This is a genomic window from Rhodococcus sp. YH3-3 (assembly GCF_001653035.1).
Classification (GTDB): domain Bacteria; phylum Actinomycetota; class Actinomycetes; order Mycobacteriales; family Mycobacteriaceae; genus Rhodococcus_F; species Rhodococcus_F qingshengii.
Genome location: NZ_BCWH01000001.1, coordinates 1809653 through 1823516, shown reverse-complemented (window position 1 = coordinate 1823516; position 13864 = coordinate 1809653). Strand labels below are relative to the sequence as shown.

Annotated in this window: 9 protein-coding genes; 6 read left to right on the top strand and 3 right to left on the bottom strand. The window is 64.1% G+C overall.

Annotation, left to right across the window (positions count from 1 at the left end):
* On the bottom strand, window positions 1–329 hold a 329-nt coding region (locus YH3_RS35540), incomplete at its 3' end, for an IniB N-terminal domain-containing protein (protein WP_193777151.1).
* 336 nt (window positions 330–665) lie between these two features.
* On the opposite strand from YH3_RS35540, the gene YH3_RS08490 reads away from it, so the two are divergent.
* The 5 genes from YH3_RS08490 (at window position 666) to YH3_RS08470 (ending at window position 9098) form a co-directional block, all read left to right on the top strand.
* Complete coding sequence (locus tag YH3_RS08490; RefSeq protein ID WP_064443255.1) at window positions 666–2300, top strand: Hsp70 family protein; 1635 nt, start codon at window positions 666–668, stop codon at window positions 2298–2300.
* Window positions 2301–2314: 14 nt separating this feature from the next.
* Window positions 2315–4750 (top strand): LuxR C-terminal-related transcriptional regulator, encoded by a 2436-nt coding sequence (locus YH3_RS08485; RefSeq protein ID WP_082920551.1) that lies wholly within the window; start codon window positions 2315–2317, stop codon window positions 4748–4750.
* 111 nt (window positions 4751–4861) lie between these two features.
* Window positions 4862–6112, top strand: coding sequence for a hypothetical protein (locus YH3_RS08480; protein ID WP_064443254.1), 1251 nt, complete (start codon window positions 4862–4864; stop codon window positions 6110–6112).
* Between the two features lie 109 nt (window positions 6113–6221).
* The gene (locus YH3_RS08475) at window positions 6222–7562 is read left to right on the top strand and encodes a S1 family peptidase (protein ID WP_064443253.1); all 1341 of its coding nucleotides are present in this window, start codon (window positions 6222–6224) and stop codon (window positions 7560–7562) included.
* Between the two features lie 225 nt (window positions 7563–7787).
* Window positions 7788–9098, top strand: coding sequence for a S1 family peptidase (locus tag YH3_RS08470; RefSeq protein WP_064443252.1), 1311 nt, complete (start codon window positions 7788–7790; stop codon window positions 9096–9098).
* A gap of 79 nt (window positions 9099–9177) precedes the next feature.
* Here YH3_RS08470 and YH3_RS08465 read toward each other — a convergent pair whose 3' ends face one another.
* On the bottom strand, window positions 9178–9828 hold the full coding sequence (locus YH3_RS08465; RefSeq protein WP_064443251.1) for a glycine zipper family protein: 651 nt from the start codon (window positions 9826–9828) through the stop codon (window positions 9178–9180).
* Between the two features lie 359 nt (window positions 9829–10187).
* Here YH3_RS08465 and YH3_RS08460 point away from each other — a divergent pair, with 359 nt between their 5' ends.
* Window positions 10188–13190, top strand: coding sequence for a (Fe-S)-binding protein (locus YH3_RS08460; RefSeq protein WP_064443250.1), 3003 nt, complete (start codon window positions 10188–10190; stop codon window positions 13188–13190).
* A 173-nt stretch (window positions 13191–13363) separates the two neighbouring features.
* On the opposite strand, the gene YH3_RS08455 is transcribed toward YH3_RS08460, so the two are convergent.
* Window positions 13364–13819 (bottom strand): hypothetical protein, encoded by a 456-nt coding sequence (locus YH3_RS08455; RefSeq protein ID WP_064443249.1) that lies wholly within the window; start codon window positions 13817–13819, stop codon window positions 13364–13366.
* Window positions 13820–13864 lie beyond the last annotated feature (45 nt).

Sequence of the window (13864 nt, the reverse complement as noted above, 5' to 3'; positions counted from 1 at the left end):
CGGACGCACCGGCGTTGACGATCGCGGACAGGTCGGCGCCACCACCGGCAAAGAGTCCGGACTCGGCGACCAGCGGAGCGACCGCGACGATGTCGGCGGGGCTGACCAGCGGACGCACCGGCGTTGACGATCGCGGACAGGTCGGCGCCACCACCGGCAAAGAGTCCGGACTCGGCGACCAGCGGAGCGACCGCGACGATGTCGGCGGGGCTGACGTCGCACAGACCGGCAGCATCGAGTGCCGCGGTCGGGTTGGCGCAGTAGTTGGCAGCTGCCTCGTCGTCACGAAGTAGCCCGAGGATGAATTCGAGTACGGCGTTCGTTGCCATGGCGGGTTCTCCTGAAGTTCGTTGACCGGGTTGTTGCCGGTGGGTAGTTGCCGGTGGTCCGGAAACTGGTGCGCTGCCAGAGGTAGCGAGTGGAATCAACGCTAAGAACTTTTGCGACTGGGGCCAACGGGGAGCACCCCCCTCTTCTCCAGGGACAGGTGGGGAAGCCCCCCCATTGGGCTACGCCCGGTCGGAATAGGGGATTTGCCCCGATTAGGGGATCGGTCCCCTACTTCGTCGCGACGCCTCCGATCCGGTAACGATCTAGGTCCTGAAACCGACATCGCAGACAACCGCGACAGTCCTTCTGTCGCCCACGACCAGGGGAGTTCGTTCATGGCGGCAGGGCTCGGCATCAGCATCGGTTCGGCCACTCTCGTAGCTGTCACCGACGGCTCGACCGGTGAAACGCAACAGGTCCGCTTACCCAGTGCGCTGCAATTGGACGACGGATCCGTCATCACCGGATTTGTCGAGCGCGTCGGAGACCCGATTCCGATACTTGCGGCCGACGGTACCGAGTACCGCGGCGAGGCTCTCGCGGCGACAGCGGTCGGCGCACTGGTAGACCAGGCAGGCGGTAACGAAGGGCCAACTGTCGTCCTGGCTCACCCGGTGGGGTGGAACCGCCACACGGCACGCACCATGGAGTCCGCTCTGGACCACGTCGGAATTCACGGGGCGACTCTCGTCGCCGAACCCGCAGCCGTCATGGCGTGGCTCGCCGCTTCCGGAACTGTCGTCAGCGACGGTCTGACCGTCGTCTACGACCTCGGTGCTCGCTCGCTCGACGTCACGATGATGTCCACGACCGACGGACGAAGCGAGATCTTCGGTAAGCCGCTGCGCAGCGAGGACATCGGCGGCGACGAATTCGATCACCTCGTCACCGTTCACCTGCTCGATGCGGTTTCCGACCAGTTCGCAACCCTTGATCCCTTTGCACCCGAGACGATTGCAGCGCTGGAAACTCTGCGCGAGCATGCCCGCGCAGCCAAGGAGGAACTTTCCACCGAGACGGAAACCGTTGCCCGCGTGGCGCTTCCCGGTGCCGTCAGCGACGTTCGACTCGTTCGTTCCGAACTCGAAGATCTGATCCGGCCCGCCCTCACCGAATCGGTGGCATTGGTTCGCGAAAGCCTGCGATCTGCCGGCGTCGAGTCCAGTGACGTCAATCAGGTTGTCCTGGCCGGCGGAAGCTCGTCCATTCCCCTTGTCGCCGAACTACTGTCCGCGGAGCTTCGTGTCCCGGTGATCGCCGACGCCGATCCAGCGTCGTGCGCGGCGTCCGGCGCCGCGGCCCTCGCACTCGACGCCAGAGACTCGCAAGTGCCGGCCGCTGCCACTGCAGTGATTCCCGCCGAGCCGTCTCGCAAGCCCGCACCGGTTCCCGCCTTCTCCACTCCGTTGCTTGCCGAGCCGACCGAAGAAGAGAACACGGCGACTCGACGCTCGTCGAGGGTCGGCGTAGTTGCTGCAGTGGTGGGAGCATTCATCGTGCTCGCCGCAGGCGGGCTCGGAATCGGAACTGCCATGGACAAGATCAACGTTCCGTCCAGTTCGGCGAACACCACCAGCGAGTCCACCTCCTCGACCGCATCGACCACCGCGGGCTCTACTCCCGGCAGCACCACGGCAGCGGAAGCGGCAGGCACCGGATCCACGACTGCGAACAACGGCACTCGAAGCAATCAGCCCGGTTCTCCTGCTGCCGCAGGCGGCTCTACGACGGCGCCGGGGGCAGTTCCGGTTGCCGGCGCACCGGCACCAGCACCCGCACCCGCGCCTGGAGCCGGCGTCGGGACCGGTGTCGGTGACGCTGCGACCGGCATCGGAAACGGAGTCGGCGGTCTGGTCGACGGTGTCGGCAACGGAGTCGGCGGCGTGGTCGGAGGTCTCGGTAACGTCGTCGGTGGTGTCGGAAACGTGGTCGGTGGTGTCGTCGGCGGCGTCACCGCACCGATCCGCTGACCGGCGGTCTTTCGATGAACCGTGACAACGGCACCGAATCGTCGTTCATCGCAGGACTTTTGCGCGACGTCGACCTGACTGCATCGCCACTGCGCCTGTTCGTCACCGGGACCGATGCCAGCGCTCGGCCCCAAGTGACGAGGGTTGTACGGAAGCGAATCGAATCGGGTGACAAGCCCGTGGTCACCGCAGTCACGCATGACGTCCCCGCCGACGCGATTGTGTTGATCGCGGACACGCAAGCTCTGACCTCCGATGAAATCCGTGCCCTGAAAGAGCTTGTCCAACGTGACGACCTCGGAGTTGTCATCGCCTCCGATCGGATCGATCCACCACTCGCACCGATCTACTCGAACATCTCGAGTTTCGGCACCGTGTTGCATCTGAACCCGTTGAACCGAAACGATATTCGGAAGATCGCGGCCGAGCGAAGAGTCCCGCTCGACGACCGCGCCGTGGTGGCGCTCGAGCATCTGTCCGGTGGTTCCTTCGGGGCGATCGAAGCGTACTTCGCCGCCGCCTCGGCAGGCCGCCCGGAAATGCCGAACGCCATACGCACACACATCCTCCACCAGGTCACCGCTCTGCATCCGATCGAGCGCGAGATCCTCGAAGTTTCACTCGCCATCCCGGACATCGACGCCTTCGAGCTCGATCTGGGACAGGAGAAGTTCAGCCTCACAGCTGCATTCGACCGGGCACTGGCGACCGGACTGTTCGGTTCGCGATCACCACTCGTCGCGAGCGTGCTCGCCGAGTCGACGAGCACCGGGCGTATCCGCAGCGAGCTGATCAGAATCGTCGAATCACGCGCACACACGAGAACCCTCGATATCGACACAGCACGAAGACTTTTCGACTCCGGCATCCGCCACCGCGATCTCACGGGTGTACTACGAGACGCCGTCGAGGCGAGCACGCCGGCGGTCGCGGCAGATCTCTTTCGCCGCGTGAATTCGATCGAGCCTCTCGGCGTGGCCGACACGCTGCTGTACGCCCAGGTCTCGGCTCGCAGTGGTGACCTCGACACTGCCTGCCGTCTGGCCGATTCCGTCATCGCCGCACCCGATCTCGACGACGCGAGATTGGCTGCGGCGGTGCGAATCCGCGCAGCTTCGTCCGCAGCATGCGGCCAACTCGGCGCCGCTGCAGATCTCTACACCTGGCTGGGGCCAGGGCGCACCGGAAACGAATCCCCCTTCGCCGCAATCACTTTCCTCGGCATCGGCAAGGTCGATGACGCGAACGCGGCGCTCACCGGGCACACCGGATCACCGTCGAGCTCGACGGTCGGCGCTACCACACTGGCCAACGGACTGATGCAATCGGTCACCGGGAGCGCACCGAGTGCGCTCAACACGATGTCGCGCGCACTCTCGCTCCCCGGCGGAGCCGACACATCTGAATTCCAGCCTGATTCCGCCCCGGCGCTGGTAGCTCTCGCACTCCTGCACAACGGCGCCCATGAACGGGCCGCCGCTGTCGTCACGTCCGCGATCGCCGCCGACGACGCAAGCAGTCACACGTGGGCACGACTTCACCTTCTCGGCGCCTGGATCGCGATGGTCCGCGGGCAGGACGCGATTCTCGAAGACCTACCGCAGGAGGTAGTCTGCGGCCCCCTCCGTGAGCGTGACGCACTGTTTCTGCATGCTCTGATCGTGGGTCTCGCTCGGCGTTCCGGCGATCTCGCCCAGCTGCGTCGAGCTTGGTCGGGCGCGGCAGGCACCCTCTCGTCCTGCAGCGTTGATCTGTTCAATCTGCTTCCCATCGGCGAACTGTGGCTCGCGGCAGTACGGCTCGAGGAGACCGAGCAGGTCGAGCATCTCGTCGACGACGCGCGCTCACTCCTCCGCGCGCTCGGCGAGCCGCCGCTGTGGTCGTCGCCGCTGCATTGGTACGGCGTCCAGGCGTCGATCCTCTCGCAGTCGCCGGCCGATCTCCTCCCACACGCCCATACACTCGCCGAATCAGCCAAAACTCACACTTACGCAGCCGGTTTGGCGATCGCCGGACGCCAGTGGCTCCTACTCATGCAAGGCAACGTCGACGCAGACGATGTCGAAGCCGCCGCACGAACGCTCAGTCGGATCGGACTCCCGTGGGACGCCGCTCGCCTCGCCGGCGAAGCAGCGCTGCGCACCCCGGACACCAAATCGGCCACGGCACTGCTCCACGTTGCGCGCTCGCTACGCACAACGTCGACGGCCGAGACAAGTGCAACCGATACCGCCACAAGTGCGGCGCCACCGTCGGTGTTGACCGAGCGCGAACAAGAAGTTGCCGAACTCGTCGTCGTCGGACTGACGTATCGGGAAATCGGCGAACGCCTCTACATCTCCGCTAAAACCGTCGAGCACCATGTCGCACGCATCAAGCGGCGCGTCGGGGCGCAGTCTCGTTCGGAACTGCTCACCATCCTTCGCAGCATGACACCGTCGAACAAGTAGTTAGCTGCATATTGTCCATAGGGTTGCTTATATCCGTTTAAGTGATAGTTTTCACAGGAATCAGGACATGCCTGCCGAGCAAAGTTCGGTAACTGTGAAACGGGGATCGCTATGAAGTGGGGAGTCGGACTCGCCGTCGGCAACAAACGAAGCATTGCTGCGATCGCGAGACCTGACTCGGAGCTGGTGACCCTCGAACGCGAATCGGTTCTGCACCACGCCCCCGACGGCACCGTGCAGCTAGGCGGAACCGCGGCGGGGTCCACCGGGTTGCGCGGGTTCCTCGACAGGGTCGGCACCGACGATACCGACAACTTCTCCGAGCACATGACGCGAGGGGAGGAACTGGTAGCGACAGCGATGTATTGCCTGGTCAAGGAAGTCCGAACACTCACCGATCAGAACCTGAACATCTCTGCGGTGATCCCCGCGGGTTGGTCGAGCGATTCCGTCGACGTACTGCGCGGCGCACTCGACAGCATGAATCTCGACGGCGTCGAACTGATTTCAGAAGATGAAGCCTCTGCGGCTTGGCTCGCGGATCCTGACGCCGACGACCGTGCTGCTCGCGGAGCCGCAGCGTTGGCCGCACCCTTCTCGATCACCTCTACCTGTCCCGAACCCCAGCCAACCGATTTTGCCGAGCCAGAGGACACCCCCGAAGAGTTTCCGCCGTTCGTTCTGATCGAACCGGAGCCGGAATCCGGCGTGGAGGCACCGGTCACGAAAGAACCGAGCATCGACGGTTGGCTGAATCGCCAGTGGCGGTCGGAGCGCCGACCGATCATCGCCGCAGCAGCCGCCGCAGTCTTTCTGACGGTGTCGGGTTGCGCGGCCGCGGTCATCATCGGACACACTCCGACCATTTCAGCACCCAGGATTCTCGACGCACAATCTTCCCTGTCCCCCGGGACGGACACAGCTGCCACCCCGACGAGTTCATCCGGGACAGGCACGCAATCAGCGACCTCACCTCCACCGGAAGTACCCGCTCTCGGCGCGCAGCCGACGGCGCAGTCGTGGGCATCCGAAGCAGAATCGACCTCATCCGAATCCCAGCCCATTCCGGTGAGTCCGGGCACCGGTACAGAGAAATCCACTACGGCGAACGTCCCCGCGCAACAGGGATCGCCGATCACCATCCAGATCGATCCCCTTCGGATCGAGAACCTGCCGCCGGTCGTCGGACCGCTGGATCCGGTCGATCCGGATACCCCGGACACTCCCGCCGTGACCGACCCCACTGATACACAGACAACGCCGACGCAGCCGTCCAACGCGACCGACACAACCGATCCGGTGGTTCCGAATCCCGACATGCCCGTCATGCCATCGGCCCCGAGACCCGGAATGCCAAGTTAGACAGAATAATTCGACTTGCCGACAACAGGCACATATTCCTCGTCGAAACTTTTCCCCTATGGTGGGTGCGGTACCTACCGGCTCGGTGCCGGGGACTTGAAGGGATTTCATGCGTAACTCGTTGGCGATCCGCACCGCTGTGGTCGGCGCCTCGGCACTACTGCTCGCAGCTCCATTCACCACGACGGCATCGGCAGAGCCCGCCTCCGACACGCATGTCGAACAGCTCGGGGCAGATCAGCTTCCGGCTGAGCTGATCGAGGCGATCACACGCGATCTGAAGATCTCCCCACAGGAGTATCTGGACCGCGCTGCCAAAGCTCAGGAACTCGGTGCATACGCCCAGGAATTCAAGTCCGAGCGCCCTGGCGACTACGCCGGCTCGTGGATGGGACTCGACGGTCAACCCGTCGTAGCCGTCACCACCACCGAAGCTGCACGCATCGCGGCCGACGACGGTTACCGCACGCACGTCGCCCCCGTCTCCGCCGACACCCTCGAGAAGACGCTGGCCGACGTCAACGGATGGATTGCCGGGCTGCCCAAGGAAATCTCACGCGCAGTCAATTCGGCGACTATCGACGTCCTGAACAACCAGGTCGTCATCGACGTCGCGAACAGCCCCGTCGGGCAGGCGCTCAATCTTCCGACCCTGCTCGAGAACACCAAGATCGTTCTCAGCCCGGACGGTGGCGGATCGGTTGATCCCGGAGCACTCGGCGGCGACACCTACATCACGTCGACAGGCCCCATTCGCGAGACACCGACCGAGAACATCTCGGTCTGCTCGTTCGGGTTCAACGCCGTCGACGATCAGAACAATACTCTCAATATCAGTGCCGGACACTGCAATCCGGCCGAGGGTTCGAAGTCGCCCGTCTACCTGCCGAATCACGCGAACGTCGACGACAGTCAGTTGATCGGAGCATTCTCACAGTCTTCCGTCGGCAACAACGCCGGCGATCTCGATTACTCGGTCATCAAGTTCGACCAGTCCGGCATCGACGCGGGCCTCGACCGTGCTGCCGTCCGCGGTGCCAACGGGACCACCCTCGCGATCACCGGAACGGCACGTCCCGTGATCGGCGCTCCCATCTGCAAGTCCGGCCAGACGTCGTCCTTCACCTGTGGTGTCGTGGCAGCCGATCGCGTCGAAACTCAACTGGTCATGGCGGACGGTGATTCACGAACCGTTCGCGGATTCGCCGGCACCGCGTGCACCCTCGCCGGGGACAGTGGCGGCGCCATCGTCTCCGGAACCTTGGCTCTGGGCATCACCAGCGGCTCCAACAGCAGCGGAGCACCCAGTTGCAACGAAGCGAACCTGGTACTGGCGACCTCCGGTGGAACCTCGAATCTGGGTATTCCGGTCGGAGACATCCTCGACGCGGCAGATCGCGCTTCCGGTGGCGGTGTCGGTGCCGGAATCCGCGTCCGCACTGCAGGTTGACCAACCACTGATTCACGCACTGTGCCCGCCGATCCGTTTCGCGATCGGCGGGCACAGTGCTGTTGTCGGTCGGGGGCAGCGCTGTCTGCTCATGTAACGGGTGGGAATAGCGCGTTCGAACCCATATAGTCATGGTCGACTGTGATCGGCTCACCACAAGTCCGTGAGCCGTATCCGTGTGCTCCCAGGGGGGTGGTACGCGGTCAACGAAGTGGAAAGGCCCACATGCGAAGCTCCATCGCACGTCGCGCCGCAGTGTTCGGTTCGGCCGCGCTGCTGCTCCTCGGACCGATTACCGCGGTCGCGAACGCAGAACCGAACGAATCCGGGGTATCCGATCAGGCAGCCCATCTGCCCGTCGAACTCGCCGAAGCCCTACAGCACGACTTGGCGCTGACGCCCGACCAGTTCGTCTCGCGTTCCGAACTCGCGCAGAAGCTCGCGGAGTTCGCCGCCATCGCGCGCGTCCAGTTTCCCGACTCTTTTGCCGGAGTGTGGCTCGACGACCTCGGCAAGGGCATCGTCGCTCTCGCCGACGGTCGCGACAAGGATGCTGCCCGCGAGGCCGCCGAGAAGGCCGGTTTCGAGGTCAAGGACGTCGCGCAGAGCGAGCAGGCTCTGCAAGGTCAACTCTCGGCACTCAACACCTGGCTCGATTCGCAGCCTGCCGAGGTCGCAGACCTCGTGCGTGGCATCGCCGTCGACGTCGTCGGCAACGGAGTCGCCCTCACGGCCGATCCTGCCGCCGGCATCGAATTGCCTGAATTCCTGAAGCGGACCGTCGTCCATACCGCTGCTCCGCTACTGGTTCCCCCGATCGTCGCGGACCTCATCCCCGCAACCGGATCCGCAACCGGCGACGCTGCACTGGGCGGAGACGCCTTCGGCGCAACCTCCGGTAACACAGGACTGCGTTGTTCATTCGGCTTCAACGGCACCGACGGTTCAGGACGCACAGTCAACATCAGCGCCGGTCACTGCGATCCCAACCGTGCCGCTGCCGGCACCTCGAACTCCAGCCAGGTCTTCCCGATGGTGAACAACCAGACCGGGCCCCGCGTCGGGTACTTCGCCAAGAGCAGCTTCGACGGGCGCGACTACTCGATCATCAACATCGACGACAACGCGAAGTACCGCTTCGAGAACAACAGCGTGCGGGTCCCGTTCAACCGCTCGGTCAACATCACCGGTACCGCCGATCCTGTCGTGGGCGCCCCGGTCTGCAAGGCAGGATCGACCACAGGCTTCAGCTGCGGCGTCGTCACTGGCGTCAACCGCGTCGCAAAGGTTTTGGATCACACCCTCGACAACGGCTTCACCACCAACATCTGCGTCCTGCAGGGTGACAGCGGTGGCCCGATCGTCTCCGGAACGTTGGCAGTGGGCATCACGAGTGCGTCCAACGTCGCCACCTCTCCCCTGTGCGAGATCGCTCAGGCAGAGACACTGTTCGGGCAAGAAGCCCCGACCCAGTACGCGACGCCGATCAACGACATCCTCGCCGCCAACCCAGGCCTGAAGGTTCGCGACTTCTGATCACACGCATTCCTCGAGACAGCAAAACGGGCGCCACACCTTCTGAAGGTGTGGCGCCCGTTTCGGCGTTCGTGACGTTCTACTGGAAGAGAGTTGTTCCAGCCGGAGCGTTCAGAACCTTGATCAGGTCCAAGCCCGCGACGACGGCGGTTCCGCCGCCGGCGAGGATGGTACCGGCGACTCCACCGATACCGGCCCCTGTGACAAAGCCGGGCAGGCAGCCGACGACCAGGCCGGCCAGACCCACGATGCAACCGATGACCGCCCCGACGATCGTGCCGGTGAGGCTACCGATCTGCGTGGCAAGCCCGAGCTGTGACTGGAACTTCTCGATTGCCTTCTGATCCTCGTCAGGCGAAGCAACCGGGGTGAACTCGGCAGCGACCGGCTTCGGCTTGGAGCTGGCCGGGTCCAGGTTCGGCTTGAGGGTGAGGGTCTTGCCGTCCTCACTGACGGTCTCGTCGAACGGGAACTGAACGTCGCCGAGGTTGAACGCGAGCGGAAGGCTCACGAGAGTTGCGCCCTGGCTGTTCTGCAAGTCGACGTGAGTTCCGTCGCCCGAGACCCGGAATGCTCCGGCGTCGATGGTGGTGACAACGGCCTGGTCGACGACCTCGGCGGTGTACGAAACGTCGGGTGACGTCTCCGGAGCTGCGTAAGAAGTACCTGCAGCGATGCCCGTAGCGGCAATGGTCATCGCTGCGACGGCCGCAGCTTTTCGAATGAACATTTTTGATCCTCCCCGGGATCGGGCGGGCGTCAGTCGATGACTCACACCACCCGTTTCCCCTGTGCGTGACGGGCGTAACGATAACAGCCGGTCGGTTGTTCTCACCTGCTCAGAACCCGAGTTAGGGCTGCCTGACAGATGGACACCTGACGGGCACCGCCTAACGTGACGACCAGACATGTCTGCGTCTGGCCCAGCCCGTCCGACGCAGAAGATTGATCTCTCCAGGCCACGAGCGGTTACCAGCCGGTACCTATAGGCTGGTAATGCTAGTTACTGGCGGGTAACATAACGCAGGTTAGTATCAGTGGGCTGTCCCGAGGTGGCCGACGCGTCGCCCTGAAACGAAAGGCCGCGACATGAATGCCCTGACGATTACGTTGGGCACGATTGGTGCTCTGCTGAGCTTGGTGTGTTGGTACATCTTCCTCTCAGGCGCGCTGAGGATGTTCAACACCGTGCGCATCGGCCAGTCGGCACCCGATCGATGGCGCCCGTTCTTCCCTCGCTTCAAGCAGATGATCATCGAGTTCATCGCGCACACGCGCATGAACAAGTTCCGCAGCGTCGGCTGGGCCCACTGGCTCGTCATGGTCGGCTTCCTCGGTGGGTTCCTGCTGTGGTTCGAGGCCTACGGCCAGACGTTCAACCCCGAGTTCCACTGGCCCATCTTCGGTAACACGTGGGCGTGGCACCTGTGGGACGAGATCCTCGGCCTGGGCACCGTCATCGGTATCACCACGCTGATCGTGATCCGTCAGCTCAACCACCCGCGTCTGCCCGCGCGCCTGTCCCGTTTCGGCGGCTCCAACTTCAAGGCTGCCTACGTCATCGAAGGCATCGTCCTGCTCGAGGGCCTGGGCATGATCATGGTCAAGGCAGGCAAGATCGCGACCTACGGTCACGCCAACCCGTGGACCGACTTCTTCACCATGCAGGTCGCGAAACTGCTTCCCGCCAGCCCCGTCATGATCTCGGTGTTCGCATTCGTGAAGCTGATGACCGGCATGATCTGGCTCGCGATCGTGGGCCGCAACATCACCTGGGGCGTCGCGTGGCACCGCTTCTCGGCGTTCTTCAACATCTACTTCAAGCGTGAAGACGACGGCACCGTCGCGCTCGGCGCGGCAAAGCCCATGATGTCCAAGGGCAAAGTCCTGACGATGGAGAACGTCGACCCCGACACCGACACTCTCGGCGCCGGAAACATCGAAGACTTCTCCTGGAAGGGCTGGCTGGACTTCACCACCTGCACCGAGTGCGGGCGTTGCCAGTCCCAGTGCCCTGCTTGGAACACCGGAAAGCCGCTCTCGCCCAAGCTGCTCATCATGTCGCTGCGTGACCACGGCTACGCCAAGGCCCCGTACCTGCTCGCTGGTGGACGCAAGGACATGGGCGGCGACGAGATCGGTCTCGTCGACAGCGAAGGCAATATCAAGGAAGCCGCACTCGCAGCCATCCCCGAGGCCGCACGTCTCGAGGCCGACCGCAAGCTCGTCGGTGAAACCGTCGAAGGTGAGATGGCCCCGGTCATCGACGCCGAAACCTTGTGGAGCTGCACCAACTGCGGTGCCTGCGTCGAACAGTGCCCCGTCGACATCGAACACGTCGACCACATCATCGACATGCGTCGCTACCAGGTCCTGATCGAATCGGAGTTCCCCTCCGAGCTCGCCGGCCTGTTCAAGAACCTCGAGAACAAGGGCAACCCCTGGGGTCAGAACTCCAAGGACCGTCTCAACTGGATCAACGAGATGGACTTCGAGATCCCTGTCTTCGGCAAGGACGCCGACAGCTTCGAGGACTACGAGTACCTCTTCTGGGTCGGCTGCGCCGGCGCCTACGAAGACCGTGCCAAGAAGACCACCAAGGCTGTCGCCGAACTCCTCGCCACCGCGGGAGTGAAGTTCATGGTCCTCGGCGCCGACGAAACCTGCACCGGCGACTCCGCACGTCGTGCCGGCAACGAGTTCTTGTTCCAGCAGCTCGCGATGCAGAACATCGAGATGCTCAATTCGGTCTTCGACGGTATCGAGCAGAAGAAGCGCAAGATCGTCGTCACCTGTGCGCACTGCTTCAACGCCCTCGGCAACGAGTACCCGGAGGTGGGCGGCGACTACGAGGTCGTGCACCACACTCAGCTGCTCAACCGTCTGGTGCGCCAGAAGAAGCTGATCCCGGTTGCGTCCGTGAGCGAAGACGTCACCTACCACGACCCGTGCTTCCTCGGACGCCACAACAAGGTTTACGACGCTCCCCGTGAACTCATGGAAGCCTCAGGCTCCAAGCTCGTCGAAATGCCGCGTCACGGCGAACGTTCCATGTGCTGTGGTGCCGGTGGTGCTCGCATGTGGATGGAAGAGAACATCGGCAAGCGCATCAACGTCGACCGCGTCGACGAAGCGCTCTCCACCAACCCCAAGAAGATCGCCACGGGTTGCCCGTTCTGCCGCGTCATGCTCACCGACGGCGTCACTGCCCGCCAGGAGCAAGGCCAGGGCGAAGGCGTCGAGGTCGTCGACGTCGCGCAGCTGATGCTGAACTCCGTCACTCGTCTCGATCCCGCCCAGCTCGGCGAGAACATCAAGGTGATCCCACGCGAGAAGGCACCGGTCGCTGCTGAGGCAAAGGCCGAGACCGTCGAGCAGGATCGGGTCGCCGAAGTCGAGGAAGCTGCCGCGACTCCGGAAGCCAAGGCTGCACCGGCAGGCAAGGGTCTGGCCATGAAGGGCCTCGCCAAAGCACCAGGTGCAAAAGCTCCCGGTGCCAAGGCACCCGGCAAGGGGCTCGGAATGGCCGGCGGGGCAAAGGCTCCCGGCGCCAAGAAAGCGGCTCCCGCCGCAAGCGCGGAAGCTCCCGCTGACGAAGCTGCTGCACCGGCAGCACCTGTCGCAAAGCCCAAGGGTCTCGGCTTGGCAGGCGGGGCCAAGGCTCCCGGCGGCAAGGGACTGCAGATGAAGGGTGGGGCCAAGGCTCCTGGTGCAAAGGCTGCTCCTGCTTCTGAAGCACCTGCTGCTGCTCCGGCAGAGGCTCTGGCAGAGGCTCCGGCTGCACCGGCAGAGGCTCCGGCCGCCGAGGCGGAAGCCCCGAAGGCTCCGCCTGCTGCCAAGGCCGGCGGACTCGGATTCAAGTCGGGCGCAAAGGCTCCCGGTGCCCGGAAGGCAGCTCCCGCTGCGGCCCCGGCGCCGGCTGCAGAGGCCCCGGCTCCCGAGGCCGAACCTGTGAAGGCAGAACCCGCTGAAGCGCCTGCTGAGGCGTCCGCACCCGCGGAAGCTCCGGCGCCTGCTGCCGCGCCGCCCGCCCCCAAGGCAGGCGGACTCGGATTCAAGGCCGGCGCGAAGGCTCCTGGCCGCAAGAAGTAAGCGCACCACACGCGAATGCCCTCACCGTCACGGTGAGGGCATTCGTGTTTGTGCGGGAGCCTTTGCCGACCGAGCACCCTTTCCCTCGACCCGACACACCGTCCAGCACACGGAAACCGGTGCTCGCCCTGTGCAAGTGGTGCTCACTCCCCCGCCAACTCGAGGCCGGCGTGTCAATCGGCGACAAGCATCACCGCACCGCGCGCACGCCCGACGCCCCTTTCCTGCTGCCGGCCGATGACGTATCGTCCCGGAGCGATGCCGGTCGCGCCGTGCTCCGGGTGGATGAGGTACGCGGTCACTCGGGTGTCGAGCATGCCGAGTGCAAGGCCCCGAGCATCTTTCACCGGCGTCGACCACGTGCACTCCCCTTCGTCTGCAACCAGACTGTGGGGGTTCCCTCCCGCCGCACTTCGCAGCAGTTCCACGCCGGAGAGCGGCACTCTCACAGAGCGTGTCCATGGCAGAGGCGCCACGATATTTGCGAGCAGCGAAAACGGGATCCCGATGAGATCGCCTTGCGCCTGAAGTCCGTCGATCACAGGAATGGACACTTCCTGGTCCAGGTAGTCGAAGACATCGAGGCCGGTGAGGCTGGTGAGAGCGGACAAGGTCATGTTCGAGTTCATAAGTATCACCCAGGGTTTGAGGATTGAGGGTAGAGGGTTCGAGAT

What these genes read in the sequence shown, in the direction of transcription:
- YH3_RS08490 (WP_064443255.1), top strand. Translation starts at nt 666, where the DNA reads ATGGCGGCAGGGCTCGGCATCAGCATCGGTTCGGCCACTCTCGTAGCT.
- YH3_RS08485 (WP_082920551.1), top strand. Translation starts at nt 2,315, where the DNA reads ATGAACCGTGACAACGGCACCGAATCGTCGTTCATCGCAGGACTTTTG.
- YH3_RS08480 (WP_064443254.1), top strand. Translation starts at nt 4,862, where the DNA reads ATGAAGTGGGGAGTCGGACTCGCCGTCGGCAACAAACGAAGCATTGCT.
- YH3_RS08475 (WP_064443253.1), top strand. Translation starts at nt 6,222, where the DNA reads ATGCGTAACTCGTTGGCGATCCGCACCGCTGTGGTCGGCGCCTCGGCA.
- YH3_RS08470 (WP_064443252.1), top strand. Translation starts at nt 7,788, where the DNA reads ATGCGAAGCTCCATCGCACGTCGCGCCGCAGTGTTCGGTTCGGCCGCG.
- YH3_RS08465 (WP_064443251.1), bottom strand. Translation starts at nt 9,828, where the DNA reads ATGTTCATTCGAAAAGCTGCGGCCGTCGCAGCGATGACCATTGCCGCT.
- YH3_RS08460 (WP_064443250.1), top strand. Translation starts at nt 10,188, where the DNA reads ATGAATGCCCTGACGATTACGTTGGGCACGATTGGTGCTCTGCTGAGC.
- YH3_RS08455 (WP_064443249.1), bottom strand. Translation starts at nt 13,819, where the DNA reads ATGAACTCGAACATGACCTTGTCCGCTCTCACCAGCCTCACCGGCCTC.